This is a genomic window from Roseateles sp. (assembly GCF_047654805.1).
Classification (GTDB): domain Bacteria; phylum Pseudomonadota; class Gammaproteobacteria; order Burkholderiales; family Burkholderiaceae_C; genus Pelomonas.
Map to the genome: position 1 here is coordinate 2,939,691 of NZ_JASGIV010000001.1, position 20,592 is coordinate 2,960,282.

21 protein-coding genes are annotated in these 20,592 nt (G+C 69.1%); 11 read left to right on the plus strand and 10 right to left on the minus strand.

The genetic code is table 11. From position 1 onward, the window contains the following. Positions 1-15 precede the first annotated feature (15 nt). Together QM732_RS13250 and tadA are read right to left on the minus strand one after the other, a co-directional pair. Positions 16-963 (minus strand): LD-carboxypeptidase, encoded by a 948-nt coding sequence (locus QM732_RS13250; protein ID WP_415656599.1) that lies wholly within the window; start codon positions 961-963, stop codon positions 16-18. Beyond that, the gene (gene tadA / locus QM732_RS13255) at positions 963-1,529 is read right to left on the minus strand and encodes a tRNA adenosine(34) deaminase TadA (RefSeq protein ID WP_415656600.1); all 567 of its coding nucleotides are present in this window, start codon (positions 1,527-1,529) and stop codon (positions 963-965) included. Before tadA ends, QM732_RS13250 begins: the two co-directional genes overlap by 1 nt. Before the next feature lie 36 nt (positions 1,530-1,565). Here tadA and pxpB point away from each other — a divergent pair, with 36 nt between their 5' ends. From pxpB to QM732_RS13285, 6 genes are read left to right on the plus strand one after another with little or no spacing between them, the layout of a single operon-like run. Continuing rightward, complete coding sequence (pxpB, locus tag QM732_RS13260) at positions 1,566-2,240, plus strand: 5-oxoprolinase subunit PxpB (RefSeq protein ID WP_415656601.1); 675 nt, start codon at positions 1,566-1,568, stop codon at positions 2,238-2,240. Then, the gene (locus QM732_RS13265; RefSeq protein WP_415656602.1) at positions 2,237-3,175 is read left to right on the plus strand and encodes a biotin-dependent carboxyltransferase family protein; all 939 of its coding nucleotides are present in this window, start codon (positions 2,237-2,239) and stop codon (positions 3,173-3,175) included. The genes pxpB and QM732_RS13265 overlap by 4 nt, the downstream gene beginning before the upstream one ends. Next, a complete protein-coding gene (gene pxpA, locus QM732_RS13270) occupies positions 3,160-3,894 on the plus strand; it encodes a 5-oxoprolinase subunit PxpA (RefSeq protein ID WP_415656603.1) in 735 nt (244 codons plus the stop codon). The genes QM732_RS13265 and pxpA overlap by 16 nt, the downstream gene beginning before the upstream one ends. 2 nt (positions 3,895-3,896) lie before the next feature. After that, positions 3,897-4,604 carry a DUF969 domain-containing protein gene (locus QM732_RS13275; protein WP_415656604.1) on the plus strand — a complete coding sequence of 236 codons (708 nt, stop codon included), beginning with the start codon at positions 3,897-3,899 and terminating at the stop codon, positions 4,602-4,604. Beyond that, the gene (locus tag QM732_RS13280) at positions 4,601-5,566 is read left to right on the plus strand and encodes a DUF979 domain-containing protein (RefSeq protein WP_415656605.1); all 966 of its coding nucleotides are present in this window, start codon (positions 4,601-4,603) and stop codon (positions 5,564-5,566) included. Before QM732_RS13275 ends, QM732_RS13280 begins: the two co-directional genes overlap by 4 nt. Then, complete coding sequence (locus QM732_RS13285; RefSeq protein WP_415656606.1) at positions 5,566-6,552, plus strand: DUF72 domain-containing protein; 987 nt, start codon at positions 5,566-5,568, stop codon at positions 6,550-6,552. The genes QM732_RS13280 and QM732_RS13285 overlap by 1 nt, the downstream gene beginning before the upstream one ends. Here the strand turns inward: QM732_RS13285 and QM732_RS13290 are convergent. The 3 genes from QM732_RS13290 to QM732_RS13300 all read right to left on the minus strand — a co-directional run bounded on the left by QM732_RS13290 (position 6,539) and on the right by QM732_RS13300 (position 7,621). Then, positions 6,539-6,754 (minus strand): hypothetical protein, encoded by a 216-nt coding sequence (locus QM732_RS13290; RefSeq protein ID WP_415656607.1) that lies wholly within the window; start codon positions 6,752-6,754, stop codon positions 6,539-6,541. The two genes, QM732_RS13285 and QM732_RS13290, sit on opposite strands and share 14 nt — an antisense overlap. 91 nt (positions 6,755-6,845) lie before the next feature. Further along, positions 6,846-7,391 (minus strand): 2'-5' RNA ligase family protein, encoded by a 546-nt coding sequence (locus QM732_RS13295; RefSeq protein ID WP_415656608.1) that lies wholly within the window; start codon positions 7,389-7,391, stop codon positions 6,846-6,848. Between the two features lie 11 nt (positions 7,392-7,402). Next, on the minus strand, positions 7,403-7,621 hold the full coding sequence (locus QM732_RS13300; RefSeq protein WP_415656609.1) for a hypothetical protein: 219 nt from the start codon (positions 7,619-7,621) through the stop codon (positions 7,403-7,405). Positions 7,622-7,758: 137 nt separating this feature from the next. Between QM732_RS13300 and nirK the strand changes: the two genes are divergently transcribed. From nirK to QM732_RS13315, 3 genes are read left to right on the plus strand one after another with little or no spacing between them, the layout of a single operon-like run. Then, positions 7,759-9,213, plus strand: coding sequence for a copper-containing nitrite reductase (gene nirK / locus QM732_RS13305; RefSeq protein WP_415656610.1), 1,455 nt, complete (start codon positions 7,759-7,761; stop codon positions 9,211-9,213). After that, on the plus strand, positions 9,213-9,935 hold the full coding sequence (locus QM732_RS13310; protein ID WP_415656611.1) for a formylglycine-generating enzyme family protein: 723 nt from the start codon (positions 9,213-9,215) through the stop codon (positions 9,933-9,935). Before nirK ends, QM732_RS13310 begins: the two co-directional genes overlap by 1 nt. Next, positions 9,932-10,495, plus strand: a complete 564-nt coding sequence (locus tag QM732_RS13315; RefSeq protein WP_415656612.1) for an SCO family protein — start codon at positions 9,932-9,934, stop codon at positions 10,493-10,495. Before QM732_RS13310 ends, QM732_RS13315 begins: the two co-directional genes overlap by 4 nt. A gap of 40 nt (positions 10,496-10,535) precedes the next feature. Here the strand turns inward: QM732_RS13315 and tagF are convergent, their stop codons facing one another. The 5 genes from tagF to tssJ are packed head-to-tail and all read right to left on the minus strand — an operon-like array spanning position 10,536 to position 17,986. Then, on the minus strand, positions 10,536-11,201 hold the full coding sequence (gene tagF, locus QM732_RS13320) for a type VI secretion system-associated protein TagF (RefSeq protein WP_415656613.1): 666 nt from the start codon (positions 11,199-11,201) through the stop codon (positions 10,536-10,538). Between the two features lie 53 nt (positions 11,202-11,254). Beyond that, positions 11,255-14,815, minus strand: a complete 3,561-nt coding sequence (gene tssM, locus QM732_RS13325; RefSeq protein WP_415656614.1) for a type VI secretion system membrane subunit TssM — start codon at positions 14,813-14,815, stop codon at positions 11,255-11,257. Positions 14,816-14,846: 31 nt separating this feature from the next. Further along, a complete protein-coding gene (locus QM732_RS13330; RefSeq protein ID WP_415656615.1) occupies positions 14,847-16,157 on the minus strand; it encodes a DotU family type VI secretion system protein in 1,311 nt (436 codons plus the stop codon). Positions 16,158-16,169: 12 nt separating this feature from the next. Further along, a complete protein-coding gene (tssK, locus tag QM732_RS13335; protein WP_415656616.1) occupies positions 16,170-17,513 on the minus strand; it encodes a type VI secretion system baseplate subunit TssK in 1,344 nt (447 codons plus the stop codon). After that, entirely contained in the window at positions 17,510-17,986 is a 477-nt protein-coding gene (gene tssJ / locus QM732_RS13340; RefSeq protein WP_415656617.1) for a type VI secretion system lipoprotein TssJ, read from the minus strand. Before tssJ ends, tssK begins: the two co-directional genes overlap by 4 nt. Before the next feature lie 200 nt (positions 17,987-18,186). On the opposite strand from tssJ, the gene QM732_RS13345 reads away from it, so the two are divergent. Together QM732_RS13345 and QM732_RS13350 are read left to right on the plus strand one after the other, a co-directional pair. After that, a complete protein-coding gene (locus QM732_RS13345; RefSeq protein ID WP_415656618.1) occupies positions 18,187-18,822 on the plus strand; it encodes a response regulator in 636 nt (211 codons plus the stop codon). Further along, entirely contained in the window at positions 18,819-20,591 is a 1,773-nt protein-coding gene (locus QM732_RS13350; protein ID WP_415656619.1) for an ATP-binding protein, read from the plus strand. Before QM732_RS13345 ends, QM732_RS13350 begins: the two co-directional genes overlap by 4 nt. The last annotated feature ends 1 nt before the right edge of the window (position 20,592 follow it).

The window sequence follows — 20,592 nt, forward strand, 5'->3', positions numbered from 1 at the left end:
AAACCCGGGGTGTCTTCAGTGATGGTGATGGTGGCCGTGGGCCAGCCGCGCGTCCGACTGCCACCCCAGGATGGCCTCGCGGCCCTGCACGTACAACTCGACCGTCGCCCCCACCGGCAGGCAGACCTTGGTGCGCACATGGCCAAAGGGCAGGCCGGTGAGCACCGGCGTCTTGGTACGGCCGCGCAGCGCAGCGACTGCATCCTTGATGCCATAGCCACGGTCAAGCGGGGACTTGGCTGCGCCGCTGAAGTCGCCCAGCAGCACGGCCGCCTGCGCGTCGATGACCCCAGCCTGCTGCAGCTGCAGCAGCATGCGCTCAACACGGTAGGGATGCTCGTTGATGTCTTCCAGGAACAGGATGCCGCCTTTGACCTTGGGCCAGTGCGGCGTGCCCAGCAGCGAGCAAAGCACCGTCAGGTTGCCGCCCCACAGTCGTCCGCGCGCCTCCAGGCCGTCGAAGTCGGCGGTCGGCGCCCGAAAGCCAACAGCCTCCAGCGCGCCGCTCATGGCTTCCAGGAAACAGTCGCGCGTGACCTCGTCGACGCCGCCATCCGCATCGCTGCGGCCGAAGTCATCGCAGGCCAGCGGGCCGGACCACATGGCCAGGCCCTTGTGGCGGGCGATGAAGCCGTTTTGCAGCGCGGTCAGATCGCTGTACCCCACCCAGCGCGTGCCGTGCTCGACGCTGTGCGCGATGCGGCCCCAATCGATCTGATCCAGCAGCCGGGTCAGGCCGTAGCCGCCGCGCGTGGCCAGCGCCACCGACGGCGCCGCGTCAGCAATGCGATGCAGGGCCGCGAGGCGGGTCGCGTCGTCACCGGCAAAACGCTGGTGCCTGGACAGCGCGTCAGCATCGATGCTGACCTCGAAACCCAGTTGCGCCAGCCGCTTGGCGGCACGCTTCAGGTTCTCGGCCTTGGCGACGGCGCCGGCCGGCGTGAACAACGTGAGGGATGACATCAGGATTCGTCCAGGTGCGTGGCTTCGCCGGTCGGGATCAGGCCCTGACCTGATTCGGCATTGCGTGCGCGGCGCGCACGCGCGGCCTCGCGGCGCTCGTTGAAGAAGTCCCGCAGCAACTGGGCTGCGGGCTCGGCCATCAGCCCACCTTCTATGCGCGTATGGTGGTTGAGCTGCGCGTGGCCGAACAGGTCGATGACGGAGCCGGCCACTCCCGTCTTGGGATCACGCGCGGCGAACACGACGCGCTTGAAGCGCGCATGCATCAACGCCATCGCACACATCGCGCAAGGCTCCAATGTCACGTAGAGCTCGCACTCCGGCAGCCGGTAGTTCTCCAGCAACGTGGCGGCGTGGCGCAACGCGACGATCTCGGCATGGGCCGTCGGGTCATGCGTCGTGATGGGGCGGTTGTAGCCGGTGGCAATGACTTGTGGCCCCTCGGGCGTGGAACGCGTGATGACGGCCCCCACCGGCACCTCGCCCACCAGCCAGGCGTTGTGGGCCTGGTCCAGCGCAAGACGCATCGCGTACTCGTCGGCGGGCGTGAAGAGGGGCTCGGTCATCAGGGCCGGCAGTTTACCCATGGCATGCTCTCGCCAATGACCACCCTGGCCGTCCACCCTCTCGGCGAAGCGGCGCTGTGCTGCACATTGCCGCCGCCCGCGTCACTGGCGCAGCAGCAGCGTTTCTGGCAGTTGGCCGCCGATCTCGCCAAAGTGGCCGGCGTGCAGGGGCTGGTCCCGGGCATGAACAACCTGACGCTGCTCTTCGACCCCTTGCAGACCGAGGTCGCCGACCTGGAGGACACCGTCCGCGCACTATGGGGCCGGCCTCTGCGCGCCCACCGGCTCGGCCGCCGGATCGACATCCCGGTCCGCTATGGCGGCGTGGACGGCCCCGACCTCGCCAACGTCGCCGCACACTGCGGCCTGTCGACCGACGAGGTGGTGCGCCGCCACACCGCAGCGGAGTACGTCGTCTACTTCATCGGCTTTCAGCCCGGCTTCGCCTACCTCGGCGGCCTGGACGAGTCCCTGCACACGCCACGCCGTGCCGAGCCGCGCGTGGGCGTGCCTGCTGGCAGCGTCGGCATAGGTGGTGCTCAGACGGGCATCTATCCGCTGGCCACGCCCGGGGGCTGGCAGCTCATCGGCCGTACGGCCTTGTCCCTGTTCGCCCCCCTGTCCGAGCCGCCGACGCTACTGGCGCCCGGCGACCGGGTGCGCTTCGTGCCCGAGCCCACAGACCGGGTTGCCATGACCGAGCTGCCATGATCGAAGTGATGCGGGCCGGTCCGCTGACCACCGTGCAGGATCTCGGCCGCGAGGCCTGGCGCGACCGCGGCATCAGCCGCTGTGGGGCGCTCGACGACTTGGCGCTGATCCACGGCAATCTGCTCGTGGGCAACCCACCCGACGCCGCCGGACTGGAGTTCACGCTAGGCCCCGCCACGCTGCGCTTCGATGCAGACTGCTGCATCGCCGTCACCGGCACCGATTCCGATGCCCTGCTGGACGGCCGCGCGCTGCGGCCCGGGTGGCGCCAGCCTGTGCTGGCCGGCCAGACGCTGAGGATTGCCGCGCCACATGGGCGCATGCGCAGCTACCTGGCCATTTCGGGCGGCATCGCCGTCGAACCGGTGCTGGGCTCGCGCAGTACCGACCTCAAGGCGGGCTTTGGCGGGCTGAATGGCCGGGCGCTGCGCGACGGCGACCGGCTGCCCGTGCAGCCAGCACCATCCACCGACCTGCCCTCGCGCCGCATCGGCCTGGCGCCGCCTGACTGGGACGCCACCGTGCGCGCGCTACCCGGGCCTGAGCACGACGACTTCCCAGCCACCGCGCGCGCAGCGTTCTGGGCCACCGACTGGCGGCTGACACCACAGAGCAACCGCATGGGCTATCGCTTCGCCGGCCCCGAGTTGCAGCGCGCGCACGGCGGCGAGCTGGCCTCGCATGGCGTGCTGCCGGGCGTGGTCCAGGTACCTCCGGCTGGCCAGCCCATCGTGCTGCTGGCCGATGCACAGACCACCGGCGGCTATCCCAAGATCGCCGTCGTCATCCGCGCCGACCTGTGGAAGCTCGCACAGCTGCGCCTGGGCGCCACACTGCGCTTCATACCCTGCGGCGTGGATGAGGCCGTCGCGGCGCTGCGCGAGCGCCAGGCCAGGCTGGACCAACTGAGGACTGCCTTATGCATGTCGATCTGAATGCCGACCTCGGCGAAGGCGCGCCCGACGACGCCGAACTGCTGACCCTCGTCAGTTCCGCCAACATCGCCTGTGGCTGGCATGCGGGCGATGCGCGGCTGATGCAATCCACCGTTGTCGCAGCGCTGGCGCGCGGCGTTGCGCTGGGCGCCCACCCGAGCTACCCCGACCGCGAGCACTTCGGCCGCCGCGAGATGCAGCTGGACCCGGCCGACGTACGTGCCGACCTGATCTACCAGATCGGTGCGCTGGACGCGTTAGTACGCGCGGCCGGGGGGCGGCTGCATCACGTCAAGCCCCATGGCGCCCTCTATAACCAGGCCGCGCGCAATCCGGCACTGGCCGACGCCGTTGCCACGGCCGTGCGCGCTGTCGACTCCGGCCTCGCCTTGTACGGTCTGGCCGGCAGCGAACTGCTCCGGGCGGCCGAACGTGCCGGCCTGCGCGCGGTGGCCGAGGTGTTCGCCGACCGCGGCTACCGAGCCGACGGCAGCCTGGTACCGCGCAGCCAGCCCGGCGCCCTCGTCGACGATGTCGACGAGGCCGTCGCCCGCACGCTGCGCATGGTGCGCGACGGCGTCGTCATCGCCGTCTCCGGCGAGACCGTCCCGCTGCAGGCCCAGACCCTTTGCCTGCACGGCGACGGCCCGCACGCCCTCACCTTCGCCCACGCCATACACAAAGCCCTCACCGACGCCGGCGTCGAGCTGCGCACCTGAACATGCAAGATGCCTCCCTCTGGCCACTGATCGGCGTCGCCGTCGTCATCATCGGCTTCGTGCTGCGATTCAACCCGGTGCTGGTCGTCACGGCGGCAGGCATCGCCACGGGCCTTGCGGCCAGGCTTCCGCTGGACCTCATCCTCGCCAAGCTCGGCAGCGGCTTCGTGAAGACACGCAACCTGCCGCTGACGCTGCTGCTGCCCCTGGCCGTCATCGGCCTGCTGGAACGCCACGGCCTGCGCGAGCGTGCCCAGGCCTGGATCGCCGACATCCGCTCAGCCACTGCGGGCCGGCTGCTGGTGGTCTACCTGTTCGTCCGCGAGGGCGCCGCAGCGCTGGGCCTGACGCTGCTGGGCGGCCACGCGCCCATGGTGCGACCGCTGGTGGCGCCGATGACCGAGGCCGCCGCGGAGAAAGTCCACGGTCCGCTGCCGCAAGCGGTGCGCGACCGCTGCAAGGCCATGGCCGCAGCGACGGACAACGTGGGCCTGTTCTTCGGCGAGGACATCTTCGTTGCCTTCGGCTCCATCGTGCTGATGCAGACCTTCCTGGCCGAGAACGGCATCGTCACAGACCCGCTGCACATCGCGCTGTGGGGCATCCCGACGGCCATCGCCGCCTTCCTCATCCACGCAGCGCGCCTGATCCACCTGGATCATCGCCTGCCCCGGGACATCGCCCACGCCTGCGCCAGGGAGGAGAAATGACGCCCCCATCGCTGCTCAATCTCGACCAGTTCACGCTGCTGGTGGGCCTGGCGCTGGCCGCCATTGCAGCGCTGACCTGGCGCGACCGCAGCAATCCGCGGCGCTGGACCAGTGGCTTGTTCTGGGGCCTGTACGCCGTCATCTACCTCGCAGGCGACTGGCTGCCGCCGATCAGTGCCGGCCTCATCGTCGTCGCGCTCGCGGCACTGGGCGGCCTGGGCGGCGTCGGCATCGGCAGACACGCGCTTCGCGAGCCGGTTGAGCGCCAAGCCAGCGCGAGCCGGCATGGCAACAGGCTCTTCCTGCCCATCCTCGCCATTTCCACGCTGGCGCTGGTGGGCAGCCTGACGCTGAAGGAGGTGCATGTCGGCAGCCTGCTACTGATCGAAACCCGGCACCTGACGCTGGTCTGCGTGGGCCTGGGATCCCTCGTTGGCCTTGTAGCCGCCCTGCGCATGACGCGCGAGCGCCCGGTTCAAGCCCTGCACGAGTCGCGCCGGCTGCTGGAGACGATGGGACCGGCCGTCATCCTGCCGCAGATGCTGGCGACGCTCGGCCTGCTCTTCACGGATGCCGGCGTAGGCAAGGCTGTGGCCAGCATCGCGACGACCACGTTGCCTGTCGACAACCCGTGGATGGCCGTCGTCGCCTATGGGCTGGGAATGGCGCTGTTCACGATGGTGATGGGCAATGCCTTCGCGGCCTTCCCGGTCATGACCGCGGGCATAGGCATTCCCATCTTGCTGGGCATGCACCATGGCAACCCTGCGGTGATGGCAGCCATCGGCATGTTCTGTGGCTATTGCGGCACGTTGATGACGCCCATGGCCGCCAACTTCAACATCATCCCAGCCGCGCTGCTGGAGCTCAAGGACAGGAACGCCGTCATCCGTGCACAGTGGCCCACGGCCTTGGCCGTGTTGGGCGTCAACCTCGTGCTGCTGAAACTCCTCATGTTTTGATGCAGGACGAACTCTTCGGCGGCGAACTGCCCGCCAAACGCCCGCGCGGCGTGCTGCCCATGCGGCCCGCGCCCGAGGACCTGGCGCTAGCCGCCGCGCTGTCGCCCCATGTGCACCTGGGCACATCGACCTGGAGCTACCCCGGATGGCAAGGTCTGGTCTGGACCGGCCGGCACGGCGAGGCCACGCTGTCCAAGACCGGCCTCCCCGCCTACGCTGCACATCCGCTGCTGCGCGCCGTAGGCATCGACCGCGGCTTCTACCGGCCGCTGGCAGCAGCGGAGTTCCAGCGCCATGCCGAACAAGTGCCGGCGGGCTTCCGTTTCACGGTGAAGGCGCCCAGCCTCGTGACGGACTCACTACTGCGCAGCGAGGACGGCCGCGGCCAGCAGCCCAACCCGCTGTTCCTGGACCCCACGACGGCACTGCAGGACTTCATAGCCCCGGCTTACGAGGGCCTGGGCCGGACGATAGGTGCCCTGGTCTTCCAGCTCAGTCCCCTGCCCGCCCAGCGGCTGGCACGCATGAATGAGCAGTTCGACCTGCTACATGCGCTGCTGCTAGGCCTGCCAAAACCGCCGGCCGGCGTCATCGCCGTGGAGGTGCGCGACGCGGCATGGCTGACGGCCGATCTCGTCGCATTGCTGCGCGACGCCGGTGCGCGCTACTGCCTGGGCCTGCACCCCAAGCTGCCACCGGTCTCGGAGCAGTTACCGCTGCTGCGCGCGCTGTGGCCCGGACCTTTGGTGGTGCGCTGGAACCTGAATCGCCTGCACGGCCCCTATGGCTATGAAGATGCCGAGAAGCGTTACGGGGAATTCAACAAGATGCTGGACCCCGACCCGGACACCCGCGCCGAGTTGGCGCGTGTCATTCGCGGCACGGCGGGTGCGGGCCAGGATGCCTTCGTCACCATATCCAACAAGGCGGAAGGCTCCGCGCCGCTGAGCGTACGGGCATTGGCCCAGGCCGTCATCGACGGCTGACGCGACGCCTGGGCGGTGCCTCGCCCACCGGCCCGGCCGGCGGCAGATTGCCACCCTCGGCCTCCCAACGGCCGACGTCGTCGCGATGCTGACGGCGCTCGTGGCGCACGCGGCGCTGCCGCTGACTGCGGCCCATATGCTGGAGCAGTTTCAAAGCCAGGGCCGAAGTGGCGATGAGTGCGATCAGGGGCTTGATGATCATGGCCGAATCTCCTTGCACGGACGGTTCATGATGGCAATGCTCAGCCGACGCCGCGGTCGGCAGGAAGCGGCACCGCTTGTAGGAGCGGGCCTCAGGCCTGCAACGGCCAACGCGCAATGACGTCGTGTCGCGTCAGGCCCTGGGGGCTCTTCACCAGCACGAACTCGCTGGCGATCCATCCGCGCAGCGCGATCTCCCACGCGGGCGCGGCGCGCTTGTCGTAGCGCAGCGTCAAGTGCGGCTCGTAGTCGCGCTCCGGCGCCGCCAGCCCGTGGGCAACCAGGCGCTGGAGCAGGGCGTCGCGCAGCTCGCGAACGGCCTCCAGGCCCTGGCCACCGGTTAGTACGAAAGGGTGCTTGGCTGCACGCTCACCACCCCAGCTCATGAAGCGGTCGAAGCCCAGGTCGAAGGCCGGCCAAGACAGCTCGCCGGCGGCCCGGCTGGCCAGCTCGACGACTCGTTCGTCGGGCTCACCATCGAAATAGCCGAAGTAATGCAGCGTGATGTGGAAGATGCGGCTGGGCCGCAGCCGGGCCTGCAGACCGCGCGCCTCGTGCTCGACTGTGACGACGCGGGCGATGCGCTCGGCCGTCTCCTCGTCCGGCCGCAGTGCGAAGAAGAGCTTGTGGCCGGGCACAGGCCCCGGCCTCAGTTCGTCGCGGCCGACGCGGCCTCGGCTGCACGCCGGGCCGCATCATCGATGCTGCTCTGCACCTGCTGGCCGACGGCCTGGGGCTGCGGCACCGTCGTGCCGGCGGCGGAAGCGCCTGCCGCTGGCGGCTTCAGCGCCGTGGCCTGTTTCTTGGCCAGCGTCAGCACGATGGCCGCAACGACGACGAGGGCGAGGAGGCTGAAAGCTGCGCGCATGCCAAGTACTTGGGAGTGTGACGGGCGGAGTGAGCATAGCCGTCGGCACGCGCGTCAACAAACTTGATCTTGCGCAAGGCAATACCGGGCGGACCGCCCTAGCCTGCCCCCCGCAACCAGAGACCAAGGAGACTCCGATGCTTGAGCGACTGCTGCTGCTCGCCACCCTTGCCACTGGGGTAGTGGCGAGCGCACCTGCGCACAGCGCCCCGACCGGCAGCAATCTGCCGGTCGTCCGCGCCCAGTTGACCAGCCCGCCCCTTGTGCCGCCGCCCACAGCGCGCAAGTCGCCGGCCAAGGTCATCGTCGAGCTGGAGGTTATCGAGAAGGAGATGTCCATCTCCGAGGGTGTCAGCTACACCTTCTGGACCTTCGGAGGCACCGTGCCCGGCAGCTTCATTCGCGTGCGCCAGGGCGACACCGTGGAGTTCCACCTGAAGAACCACCCGAACAGCAAGATGCCGCACAACATCGACCTGCACGGCGTGACCGGTCCGGGCGGCGGTGCTGCCTCCAGCTTCACGGCACCGGGCCACGAATCGCAGTTCACGTTCAAGGCGCTCAACGAAGGCATCTACGTCTACCACTGCGCGACGGCACCCGTGGGCATGCACGTGGCCAACGGCATGTACGGCCTCATCCTCGTCGAACCGCCCCAGGGCTTGCCCAAGGTGGACCATGAGTACTACGTCATGCAGGGCGACTTCTACACGACGGGCAAATACCGCGAGAAGGGCCTGCAGCCCTTCGACATGGAGAAGGCCATCGACGAGCGTCCGACCTATGTGCTGTTCAACGGCGCCGAAGGCGCCCTGACCGGCGAGCGCGCGATGACGGCCAAGACCGGCGAAACCGTGCGCATGTTCGTCGGCAACGGTGGGCCCAACCTGGTGTCAAGCTTCCACGTCATCGGCGCCATCTTCGACAACGTGCGCTTCGAGGGGGGCACGCTGGCACAAAAGAACGTGCAGACGACGCTGATCCCCGCTGGCGGTGCCGCCATCGTGGACTTCAAGACCAAGGTTCCCGGCAGCTACGTGCTGGTGGATCACTCCATCTTCCGCGCGTTCAACAAGGGAGCCCTTGCCATCCTGAAGGTCGACGGCCCCGAGGACAAGGCGATCTACTCGGGCAAGGAAGTCGATTCGGTCTACCTCGGTGACCGCGCCGCCCCCAACCTGAAGGCCGTGGCCACAGCAACGCAGGCCGCCGCCACCGGCACGCTGACGCCGCAGGATCAGATCGCTGCTGGGCGCGAGCTTTTCGCCGGCACCTGCTCGGTCTGTCACCAGGCCAACGGCGCGGGTCTGGCCGGCGTGTTCCCGCCGCTGGCCAAATCCGACTGGCTGGGCCAGGATCCAAAGCGCGCCATCGATGTCGTGCTGCACGGCCTGTCCGGCAAGGTCAAGGTCAACGGCAAGGAATACGACTCCGTCATGCCGCCCATGAACCAGCTCAACGATGACGAGGTTGCCAACATCCTGACCTATGTGTTGAACAGCTGGGGCAACCCGGGCGGCAGCATCTCGGCCGCGGAAGTCAAGAAGCAACGCTCGGCCAAGCCCGCCTCGGCCAACCAGGCAGGCCATTGATGGGCGTCGCCACCGCGCTGATCGGGCTAGCCGGTGCGGCCTATGTGGCGCTGCCGGCCGGCACGCTGAACAGCGTGCTGGCTCGTGATACCGACCGCGAGCCGACGCAGGTGGCCGCCTTCAAGCTGCGCGAGACGCCTGTCACCCGCGCGGAGTTCCGCCGCTTCCTCGCCAGCCACCCCGAGTGGAAGCCCGGCCGGGCGCCAGCGGTGTTCGCGGGCGCCGGCTACTTGCAGCATGAGCTGGACGACGCCTCGGCGCCGGTGACCGAGGTCAGCTGGTTTGCGGCTCAGGCGTACTGCGAAGCCGAGGGCGGGAGGCTGCCGACCTGGTACGAATGGGAGTATGCAGCGGCTGCCGACCCGACGCGAATCGATGCGCGCGACGACCCCGCCTGGCTCGCCCGCATCCTCGGCTGGTACGCGCGGCCCGCCAGCGGGCCGCTGCCGGCGGTGGGCGGCCAGGCCAATGTCTATGGCGTGCGCGACCTGCACGGCCTGGTGTGGGAATGGGTGGACGATTTCAACGCCCTGCTCGTCAATGCGGACAGCCGCAGCGCCGGTGACCCCGACCGGCTCAAGTTCTGCGGTGCCGGCGCCATCGACCTGCAGGACCGCCGCAACTATGCGGTGCTGATGCGCATCGCCCTGCTTTCATCGCTCAGCGCCGCCGATAGCACCGGCAGCCTGGGCTTTCGCTGTGCACAGGAGATCCCGCGATGAAACGACTGCTCGCCTGCGCCTGGCTATGGCTCGCAAGCTTGGCCGTCGCCCTGCCTGGAGACTCCGTCTACCAGCTCGACGCCACGCTCACCGACCAGCGCGGTCGTACCGTCAAGCTCGATATCGCACGCGGCCAGCCGGTGCTGGTCAGCATGTTCTACACATCCTGCCAGTTCGTCTGCCCCATGCTCATCGACGCCGCACGCGACACGCAAGCCGAGCTGAGCGAGACGGAGCGCAAGCGCGTCAAGGTACTGCTGATCAGCTTCGACCCCGCACGCGACACACCCGCCAAGCTGGAGAGCTTGGCCAGGGAGCGCAGCCTGGACGCCTCCCAGTGGACGCTGGCCCGCACTGATCCCGCCACCGTACGCAAGATCGCCGCGCTGCTCAAGTTCCAGTACCGCGCCCTGCCCGATGGCGAGTTCAATCACAGTGCGGAGCTCATCCTGCTCGACGGCGAAGGTCGCATCGCGGCGCGGACCGCCATGCTGGCAGGCGCTGACTCCCGGGTCGTCGGCGCGATCCGCCGGCAACTCACCGCGCCAGCCAAGCCTTGAATCCGTCGCGGCGCGGCCTGCGCGAGCCACGCTTCCCGCGCTACGCGAGCATCGCTGCAAACCCGTCAGCCGCGGGCAGGCCCGGCAACAGCGCACATTCGCTGTCCCCCTGCGCGCACGACCACCAGAAGCTGCCACCGGCCAGGCGCTGCTGCAAGGCCGCAGCAGCCAGTCCACGGACGACACCAGCCAGCGCCGCGCCCTGCGCCACCGCGTACGCCTCGCGTCCGGCCGCGGCGGGCAGCGCTCGCGTCACGACAGGCAGCGCACCCGGCCAGGGCGGCAGCGCTTCCAGCGCAGCCTCGAAGGACTCCAGCGTCGCGCCGGGTGCCAACGTCGCCAGCGCTGCGTCCACCAACTGTGCCCACCACAGGTCGAGATGGTCCAGCGAGATGCGATCGGCCGGCGGCGCCGCCCTCGGCTGAGCAACCAGCAGCGGGAAATAGCGACCGACGTTGTCGCAACTGGGCATCAGCACGCCGAACCACCAGCGCTGGTCCATGACGCCAGGCGCCCAGGCGAAGCGCCACGCTGGCGCGGCGAGGTAGCGTGACAGCCACTGCTCGCCCAGTGCGCGCTGGCTGCCCAGCACGCACTCGGCCAGCCACCGGTCGCAGGCCACCACACAGTCCGCTGCCAACCTGCGCGATGCGAAGTCACCCAACATCGCAAGCTTCCCGTACCAACCTGGGGCGTCGTCAGTCATGCGCGCACCCGGTGCATTCGACGCGACGGCAAGATCTGCGGCACAGCCTCATGTCAAAGCCCGTTCGGGCATGAGAAGCCGTGTAGCTCCTTCATGCGGAAAGGGTGACGCACGCTGGCGGCCGTCACGTCAAAGCTGACCTTGCGGCCATCGAAGTCGAAGATTGCTCGGAATTTCTCCGGCGCGCTGCCGGACTGGATGCTGACACGGTCGACGCGGTCGAACAGCCGCAACAGTGCCCAAGGCCCCTCGGCGGCGAGCGCGCTGCCGCTCATGGGTTCGACGCTGGCGCGCACCAGGTTGCTGCCGCGCGGCCCCGGCCAGCGCACAGTCTGCAGCAGTTGAGGGCCGTGTTCGTACTTGACGATCATGCCGTCAACGTCGAGCTGGAACTGGCGGATCTGCGGATCCATCTCCACAGGCTTGAACGTGAGCTGCATGCCCGGCACGTTGCCGCCAGCAAAGAACGCCTCGCGGATGGCCTGCGCGTTCTGGAACTGCGGCAGGCTGCCCACATCGCGGCCCAGTGGCGTACCGTCCACAGGACGGAAGCTCCATGGCCGGGTACTGGTGTCGATGTAGGCGGCGAGCTTCTGCTGCATCGCGTCGAAACGCCCGCCGGGGCCGAACAACTGTGCGAAGTCGGTAGGCGTCACGTCGCGCGTGGACGAGGGATCGAGCGGATAGCGCCCGCGTGCGGCCTGCATGCAGAACTCGCCGACCTGCGAGCGCACCTCCCGCGCCAGCGTCTCGCGCAGTTGCGCCGAGGTGGCGTGTGCGCTGGCGTCACCCAGCGTGTTGAGCAGCGAGCGCACCGGCTCAGGCATGCCGGCGGCATCCGCCTTCATCTGCGTGGGCAAGGGGCTGGGCGGTGGTGCGGCGCCGCCGGCGGCGGCCTGCTTGGCTGTGATCAACACGACCTGCAGTTGTCCTAGCTGCTCCACCGTGGCCTGGATGGGTGGCTTGCCACCCTCGGGCGCCGTGACGACGCGGCGCAGCGAGGCGAACTCGTCGTCAACGATGCTCTCCATGCGCTCTCCGGGCGCCCCCAGTGTCGCGGGCTTGGTGCCGAACTTGCCCAGCACCCGGTCCCGCAACGCCCGGGCCTGGTTCTCGGCGGCGAGGCGGGCGGTGCCAAGCGCGTCCTGGCCGGCCAGCAAGGTGGTCTCGCGAGAGATGGCTTTCATCAGCGGCACCAGCGGGTTGTCCGCTGCGGACAGGAAACGCACACGCTCGATGGCGGCATCGGTCGAGGTGATGGGGCGCAGCCGGACGCTGGCGATCAGGTCTTTCCAGCGGTCGCGGTAGTCCAGCAGGTACAGGCGCCGCACGTCATTGACGAGGCGGTCCTCTCCCGGCAGCCCCGGTGCGCCAGACGGCAGGCCCAGCACCCAGGTCTTCTCGCCAGCCAGTTGTGCGGTCGCGTCGCCCACGACTTTCTGGAAGCCATCGTAGTAACCCCGATAGGTGTAGAGGCCGGAGACGCCCCGCGTCAGCGGCTGGCCATTCACGCGCTCGAACACCAGTTCTGCATTGGGCCCGGCCGCCTTGGCGACGGTGAACTCAGGGAACTCCTCACCCAGGCCGCGCTGGCGAATGCGGTTGTAGACGCGCTCCGGCAACGGCACGGCGGCGAGCTGCCTGCGCACCAGTTCAACGAGCGCCTTGTCTTGCTCCAGCGGCGACACCGCTGGCCCCTGGGCCAGCAAGGCCGCGAGATGGCGGCTCAGTGCGGCGCGCTCCGCGGGGGCCTGATCACGGCCCGGGCCGGCGTCCCAGTCGGCTTCGACCTGCTGGCGCAGCGCCTCCGCGTCGAAGTGCTGCAGGTCGTAGGTCATCAGATAGGACTTCAGCGCCTCGTACTGCGATTCCGGATGTTCGCCGGTCTTGAGCTGACGCTCGAAGCCCAAGGCCAGCCGCGGCAGCACGGCGTCGCGCAGCATGCGTTCGTAGGCTGTGCGGGCCGCGCCGTCCAGCTTGCGCCCCTGGTACAGGCCGAAGCCCTGCGACAGCGGCGGCGACTGCGGATCCCCCCCAGCCTCGGCAAGGCTGCGCGTCGCGTCCAGCGCCTGCAGCAGCGGGTTGAGGTCAGGGTCGGCACGATTGGGGGTCTGCTGCACGAGGCGGCGCACCTCCTCGACGCGCGACGCCACGGCTTCGATGTAGGCCCCGTTGCTGCGCCAGCTGACGAACCAGGCGCCCAGCGCCAGCACCGAGAGCGCCCCGATGGCCGCATACCCGGCGCCGGCCAGCAGGCCGCGCCGGCGCTCCCAGGCCCTGCGCGTGCCGGCCAGCCCCTGCTCGGCGAACACCACCTCGCCAAGCAGCCGCTCCAGGAAGTAGCTGCGCCCGCTGGCGCGCTGGGGCGGCAGCACGGCCTGCTCCATGCGGTAGCGCCGCGCGACGGCGCCCAGCACGCGGTCGATAGGTGTGCCCTCCTGGGTACCACTGACGAAATAGACGCCGCGAAGCATCGGGTCCGCCTCGAAGGCCGAGGGGGCGAAGACACGTTGCACCCAGTCTGCCACCGGTGCCTTCAGGCTGGCGAACTGTGCCGGGAAGCCGTAAATACGGGCCCGGCGCTGCGGGTCGGGTTCTGCCTGCAGACGGTCGATCAGGCCCTCGTCAAGACGCGCCAGCAGCGCATCGAACTCCGGCCCAAGCGCCTGCGCGAACGCCTGCGGCTGCATGTTGAAGGTGAAGCCCCAGGGCGCGGCACGCAACTCCTTGTCGATGCCGGCAAAGTAGTCACCGAAGCCAGCCAGCAAGTCGCACTTGGTAACCAGCACGTAGAGGGGCAGCCGGATGCCGAGCTGCTCGTGCAGCTCCTGCACGCGCGCCCGCACGAGCTGGGCGTGCCGCTGACGCTCCGCCTCGCCGCGAGCCAGCAGATCGGTGGCCGACACGACCACCAGCACGCCGTTGAGCGGCTGCCGCGGGCGCGAGCGCTTCAACAGCGCCATGAAGCCGGCCCAGGTGGCGCGGTCATTGGCCTGGTCGCTGTCCTGGGTGGTGAAGCGGCCGGCGGTGTCGATCAGCACGGCCTGGTCCGCAAACCACCAATCGCACTGACGGGTGCCCCCAACGCCGCGCACCGCCTGGTCACCCAGGTCCTCTGCGAGCGGGAAGCGCAGCCCCGCATTGCGCAGCGCGGTCGTCTTGCCAGCACCGGGCGCGCCGATGATGAGGTACCACGGCAGCTCATACAAGTACTGCCCGTCCAGCCGGGCCGTCAGGCGCCGCCACCAGCCACCACCCGCGGCCGCGCCGAAGCGCTGCTGACGCAAGCTGCCCAGCGCGCCCTCGAAGCGCTGGCGCACCGCCAGCATGTCGGGGCTCTCGACGGCCTCCCCGCCGGGAGGTGCAGCAGCGAGCTGCTCGATCACCCTGGCATTGCCACGCCGTGCCTGCCACCAGCGCCAGCCCAGCAGCGCCACGACAACCAGCAAGATGATGCCGGTCACGATCCAGCAAGCCCGTGCCGTGTCCAGCGGATGCCATTCCCCCACGGCCACCTGCGGCCCGACCAGCCAGACCCCGGCGAGCAGCGCCAGCACCAGCAGCAACAGCAGGGTCCAGCGGTTGAAGATCCAGGCCAGCAGCTTGCGGATCATGGCGCCTCTCGTCGCGTCTCGTGCAACCGCGTCAACGGGATGCCGCAGCGCCCGACGGCGGAGCGAACAGCGTGACCTCGACGCGTCGGTTCAATGCCCGGTGCGCCTCGCCGTCGTTGGCGGCCACCGGCTCGCCGTCGGCACGCCCCTCGGCACGCACGCGTTCGGCCGGCAGGCCGGCGTCGATGAACAGGCTGCGCACCGCGCGCGCGCGCTCCTCCGACAGGTGCCAGTTGGACGGGAAGCGCGCAGTGCGGATGGGCGTGTTGTCGGTATGCCCGGTTACCAGCACGCTACCGCCCACGCGCACCAGGGCCGCGGCGATGCGTTGCATCAGCGCCTCACGGTCGGGCTGCAGACTGGCGCTGGCTGGCGCGAACAGGCCGTCGCCTCGGATCGTGATGATGCTGCGGTCCACCTCGTCGCGCACCGCCACCAGCTGAGCCTTGATGTCGGGCTGGAGGAACACCGCCAGCCGCGGTTGCGGTGCCGGTTGGCTGACGGTGGCAACGGGCGGCGGCAGGCGCAGCGACTGGATGCGCGCGTACACCGGATCGGCACGCTCGGCGAGCGACTTCACGAAGAATGCATAAGCCGCTCCAAGCAGCAATACCGCCAGCGTGGCACTCAGCAACAACGGCAGCCAGGACAGCGCCCGACGCTGCAACGCCGGCTGGCCTTGCCAGTGCTGGGCCAACGCCGCCGGGTAGGCACCGCGCTGCTGACGGATGATCTGCGCCAGCTTGGCGCGCACCGCCTCGAGCTGCACGGCGCCGTTGTCGATGACGCGGTAGCGCCCTTCGAATCCCAGCGCCAGCGCGGCATAGATCAGCTCAAGCAAGTCCAGGTTGGCGGCCGGGTTGGTAGCCAGCCAGGCCATCAGCTGGAACAGCTTCTCACCGCCAAAGGCCTCGTTGTGGAACTCTGCCAGCAGGCTGTGGCGGGCCCAGACGCCTGCGCTGCCCCAGGGCGTGTCAGCAGCGGCCTCGTCGAGCAAGGTGCACAGCACATAGCGCGCCGCCATCACGCGCTCAGGCGCGATGCCCTGCCGCTGGGCTGCTGTGACGAAGTCGCGGATGCCCTGCGCCAGGCTGGCGCGCAGCGCCGCCGGGTCAGACATTCGTTGGCTGGCGCGCAGCGGCGGCACCAGCAGCAGCAGGCGGTTGGCCAGCGCCAGCAGCGGGTTCAGGCCATGATCAGGTGGCGCATCTTCTTCGGGTGCCTGGGGCGGCGCGGCCTCGGTGCCTGGCCCGGCGGCCCAACCACCGGGCCGCGGGCGCACGAACGTAGTCGGCTCCAGCGAGGCGAAGGGGTCAGTGAAGGAGGACGGATCGGTCGCCATTGATGCCACCGTTCATGCACCCTGGCGCAGCGCCCAGAGCTCCAGCTCCAGGCCGGGGAAGTCACCCGCGACATGCAGCACGATGCTGCCGCTTCGCTCGAACTGTTTCCAGAGCTCGCCCTGACGTTCAACCTCGAAGTAGCTGCTACCTGCGTGATAGGGCAACTGACGCGGCGCCACCGGCAACGCGTGCATCGCAATACCCGGCAGCTGCAGGTTCACGATGTCCTTGATGCGGTCTGCCGGCCCCAGCTTGGCCTGCGCCGGGAAACGCTGGCGCAACTGCTCGGCGGGCAGTTGCGAGCGCACCGCCAGCACGAAGCCGGCGCTGCGTAGCAACTCGCCATCCTGGACGACTGCCGTGTGCACGCCGCGGTTGCGGTCCTTCAACTCGATCTGGACCGCATGGCGTTCGATAACGGCGGACAGGTAGTCCCGCAGATCGCGCACCACGGGCAAGAAGACGTTCTGCAGGTCGTCGTGACGGTAAATGGGGTACTCGGGTGGGTGGCGCTCCGGGCTCGACAACGTGGCCAGTTCGCCAGCCAACTGCAGCAGCGCAGTAAACACAGACCAGGGATGGACACTGGGCGCGCCAGCGTACTGGCGCAGCAGCGGCTCGGCACGGTTCAGGATCTGCAGCGTCAGGAAATCCGCCACCTCAGACACACCGTGGCCCAGTTGCCCCATGCCCGCGGCAAGTTCGCGCGCGCGCTGCTGCACCAGGCCGTGCAGCAGGGCCGCGGTGGCCGACAGCTGGGCACTGGCATCGATGCGCGTCTGAGGCGCGATGTAGCCACGATCTAGCACCACCGTACCGTCACCACGCCGCTCCAGCACGCGCGCGACGCCGAGCACTGCATAGGCATCGCTGGCGTCGCGCTGACGCACCAGCCGGAAGTTGACCGCGCCGAGCTGCACGGGCTCGGGGTCGTCGGCGGCGTTGGCGGCGTCGCGCAGCTCGGCATCGACGACGCTGTAGCGCAGCGGCGATCCGCCGCTGGGTGTGGTGCCGAAGTCCACCTCGGTCGCTCCCGTACGGGCCAGCGGCGCAACCAGGCAGACCAGCTCGCCGTTCAAGTCCGGCGGCACGTCCAGCGGCGGCGCAAGCGCGTCGGCGTCCGGCATCGAGAAGGCAGTACCGTCAGGCAGCACGCCGCTGGCACGCAGCAACGCGAGCCGGCCCAGGGCGAGCTGGGATTCGTCGATGACCAGAACGCCGAAGCCCCAGGCGTAATCACCGGCGGCGCGGACGCGAGCATCCAGCAGCTGCTCGATGAAGCGGCTCTCCTGCTGGAAATGATGCGGCTGCAGGAACATGCCCTGCGACCAGATCACCCGATGGCGCGCGGTCATTGCACGACGGCCGTGATCGCCAGCGAGTCGGCGCGGATACTCAACGCCTGCGTCTTGTTGGGCCGTACCGGCACGACGGCGCGCCAGGTGGCCCGATCGAGGTCACGGTAGATCGCCACTACGCCTAGAAAGCGCGTCTCGGGGTTCAGTTGCCTTTCGTACGGCCGCTTTTCACCTGGCTGCAAGGTGATCTCGTCGCGCGCCACCAGGTCGGTGGCCAGCAGCGCACGGTCGCCCTCGTAGAGAGACATGAAGTCGGCCTTCGTGAACACCGAGTCGGCACGCAGTTCGTAGATCCGCAGCCGCAGCGGCGAAGGCCGCTGGGACACGCTTGGATTGAGCGCGTCGACCGCCTGGATGTCACCCTTGACGCGCGTCGGCGACGCGGGAAGCAGCGAGCCGCAGCCGGCCAGCATGAGCAGCGCGCCGGCCACGACGACCGCGCGCCGCGGCCTTGAAAAATGTCTTTTCACTCGCGGCTCCAAGATAGGCAGCGAGGATAAGCAGCACCGATTCGACGGCGGCGTGACTTAGGTAATCCGCCGCTCCGTGGCCGGCGCAAGATACGCCGGCATATCAAACCGTCGAATCACTCGCAATAGTCATCGCAGGGATGCACTGATCGGCACCGAGGCACTATCCTCGCCTTCCATCCACCACGAGGACGGTCTGCATGACGGCGCGCTTGGTCCTGCTCGTTGACGATCACGAACTCGTGCGCATCGGCGTCAAGACGACCTATGCCGACCTCAACGGCGAGGCCATCGACTGGATCGAGGCATCGGCACTGGAGGATGCCATCCGCATCTATGGCGAGCGCAACGACATCGAAGCCGTCCTGCTGGACCTGAACCTGGCCGACTGCAAGGGCCTGCAAGGCCTGCGGATGTTCCTCGAAGCCCATCCCAAGGCGCGCGTCGCGGTCTTCAGCGGCACGCAGGACGAGTTCGTAATTCGCCAGGCACGCGCGCTGGGTGCCGTCGGCTACGTTGCCAAGGGCGCTCTTGCCGCCCAGATGCGCGACACGCTCAACGCCCTGCTGTGGCCGCACGGCTTGCCGGGCTCGCATGCCATCGGCAGCACGGCGACGGCATTTCCGCGCATGCCCCCGTCGGCCATGTACGACCGCGTGTCCGAGCTCGGGCCGCGTCATCTGGAGATCCTTGAACTCGTACTCTCAGGGTGCACGAACCAGGAGATCAGCAACTCGACCCAGCTGTCCCTGGGTACGGTGAAGAACTACGTGTCCTCGCTGCTACTGGCGCTGGACGTGCGATCGCGCTCGCATCTGATCAGCCTGTTCCGATGAGCGCCAGCGCCGCACCGCGCGGCCGTCATGTCGCCGTTGATGGCTCGGCCAGCGAGGCTGCAGCGGCCGAGCTCGGCGAACGTCGCAGCGTCACACGCCGCTTGAGCGACGCTGCGCGGCGCAGCGCTCTGGCCCAGGCGCGTGGCATGGCGCTGCTGTGGGGTGGCCATGGGCTCGCCGCGGCCCTCATGCTGGCCATGGCCGGCGCAGGCGGCTCGCAACAGGCTCTCTGGCTGGCGACTGCAGCCGCGTGCGCAACAGTCATGCTCTTGTGGCGACACCCAAAAGACAAGGCCACGCACCCCGGTCTGTTCGTCGCCGCAGTCAATGCGGGCGCCGTGCTGCAAGCGCTCGCATGCTGGCTGGCCCCGCCTGCCACCCCGGGGTTGGCGCTCATGGCCGTCGCCACGAGCGTCGGTACGGCCATGCTACTGGCCACCTGGCCCGCTACCGTCTGGGCGGCGGCCGGCGTCGCCCCATGGCTGGCCTGCGTCAGCCCGGCTCTTGGCGGCAGCACGGCTTCTGCCGTGGCGACGGCGGCGACCTCCAGCGCCCTGGCATTGGCCGCCTGCATGTTGCGCCGCCGTGCCTGGCTGTCGACGGCGCGCGCGATCGTCGAGCAGGTCGACCGCCTGCGCCAGCTCGAAGGCGAACGCGACCGCGCCTGGCGGCATAACCAGGAGAAGAGCCGCTTTCTCGCCATCGCCAGCCACGACCTGCGCCAGCCAGTGCATGCACTGGGCCTGTTCGCGGCCTCGTTGCACAAGCGCCTGGCCACCTCGGCGGACGAGCCGCTGGCGCGCAACCTGGTGCGTGCCGTTGACGCCCTGGAACGCTCCTTCAACGCCATGCTCGACGTCTCCAAGCTGGACGCTGGCGCACTGGTGCCGCATCTGCAGACGTTTGCGCTACGCGACCTGTTCCGCCGGCTGCACATGCAGTACGCCGGCCAGGCCGAGCTGGCTGGGCTGGGGTTGCGTTTCTCGCCCGGCGGCAAGGCGGTCACCAGCGACCCGCAACTGCTGGAGCGGATCGTCGGCAATCTGGTGCAGAACGCCCTCAAGTACACCACCCAGGGCGGCGTCGTCGTGGTCGCCCGCAGCACGGCCGAGCGTATCAACATCGAGGTCTGGGACACCGGCAGCGGCATCGCACCCGCGGACCTGCCGCGCATCTTTGAAGAGTTCTATCAGGTCGGCCGCGCACAGCGCGACCGGGCCCACGGGCTGGGCATGGGCCTGGCCATCGTCAAGCGGCTGGCGGCGCTGCTGCAGCACCGGTTGGAGGTTGTGTCCCAACCGGGGCGCGGCACGCTGTTCCGCGTCGGCGTGCCCATAGGCGGGCTGCCGGGCATCCAGGACGAGCTGGCCCCGGCAGACACCCAGCCCATGGCCATCGACCGGCCTCTAGTGGTGCTGGTTGTGGATGACGAGGAGGCTATACGAGAAGGCGTGCGCCTGCTGCTGCTGGAGTGGGGCTACCAGCCCGTGACCGCGGCCGACGCCGACGAGGCCGAGCGCGCCGTGCAGGCCCTGGACGGCCACGTGGACCTGGTGCTGTCGGACCTGCACCTCGGCGACGGCGCCGATGGCGTGGACGTCATCGCAGCGGTGCGCAGGCTGTGCGGCCCCGAGCTGCCTGCCATCCTCATTACTGGGGATACCGGCCACGAGCAGTTGCAACGCATTGCGTCGGCAGGTGCCGTGCTGCTGTTCAAGCCCGTGCCCCCGCGACAGCTCTTCAATGCGCTGCAGGCTGCGCTCGCCTGAG

Bases quoted from the DNA above. Each gene is read 5' to 3' on its own strand.
- QM732_RS13250 (WP_415656599.1), bottom strand. From the start codon at position 963: ATGTCATCCCTCACGTTGTTCACGCCGGCCGGCGCCGTCGCCAAGGCC.
- tadA (WP_415656600.1), bottom strand. From the start codon at position 1,529: ATGACCGAGCCCCTCTTCACGCCCGCCGACGAGTACGCGATGCGTCTT.
- pxpB (WP_415656601.1), top strand. From the start codon at position 1,566: ATGACCACCCTGGCCGTCCACCCTCTCGGCGAAGCGGCGCTGTGCTGC.
- QM732_RS13265 (WP_415656602.1), top strand. From the start codon at position 2,237: ATGATCGAAGTGATGCGGGCCGGTCCGCTGACCACCGTGCAGGATCTC.
- pxpA (WP_415656603.1), top strand. From the start codon at position 3,160: ATGCATGTCGATCTGAATGCCGACCTCGGCGAAGGCGCGCCCGACGAC.
- QM732_RS13275 (WP_415656604.1), top strand. From the start codon at position 3,897: ATGCAAGATGCCTCCCTCTGGCCACTGATCGGCGTCGCCGTCGTCATC.
- QM732_RS13280 (WP_415656605.1), top strand. From the start codon at position 4,601: ATGACGCCCCCATCGCTGCTCAATCTCGACCAGTTCACGCTGCTGGTG.
- QM732_RS13285 (WP_415656606.1), top strand. From the start codon at position 5,566: ATGCAGGACGAACTCTTCGGCGGCGAACTGCCCGCCAAACGCCCGCGC.
- QM732_RS13290 (WP_415656607.1), bottom strand. From the start codon at position 6,754: ATGATCATCAAGCCCCTGATCGCACTCATCGCCACTTCGGCCCTGGCT.
- QM732_RS13300 (WP_415656609.1), bottom strand. From the start codon at position 7,621: ATGCGCGCAGCTTTCAGCCTCCTCGCCCTCGTCGTCGTTGCGGCCATC.
- nirK (WP_415656610.1), top strand. From the start codon at position 7,759: ATGCTTGAGCGACTGCTGCTGCTCGCCACCCTTGCCACTGGGGTAGTG.
- QM732_RS13310 (WP_415656611.1), top strand. From the start codon at position 9,213: ATGGGCGTCGCCACCGCGCTGATCGGGCTAGCCGGTGCGGCCTATGTG.
- QM732_RS13315 (WP_415656612.1), top strand. From the start codon at position 9,932: ATGAAACGACTGCTCGCCTGCGCCTGGCTATGGCTCGCAAGCTTGGCC.
- tagF (WP_415656613.1), bottom strand. From the start codon at position 11,201: ATGACTGACGACGCCCCAGGTTGGTACGGGAAGCTTGCGATGTTGGGT.
- tssM (WP_415656614.1), bottom strand. From the start codon at position 14,815: ATGATCCGCAAGCTGCTGGCCTGGATCTTCAACCGCTGGACCCTGCTG.
- QM732_RS13330 (WP_415656615.1), bottom strand. From the start codon at position 16,157: ATGGCGACCGATCCGTCCTCCTTCACTGACCCCTTCGCCTCGCTGGAG.
- tssK (WP_415656616.1), bottom strand. From the start codon at position 17,513: ATGACCGCGCGCCATCGGGTGATCTGGTCGCAGGGCATGTTCCTGCAG.
- QM732_RS13345 (WP_415656618.1), top strand. From the start codon at position 18,187: ATGACGGCGCGCTTGGTCCTGCTCGTTGACGATCACGAACTCGTGCGC.
- QM732_RS13350 (WP_415656619.1), top strand. From the start codon at position 18,819: ATGAGCGCCAGCGCCGCACCGCGCGGCCGTCATGTCGCCGTTGATGGC.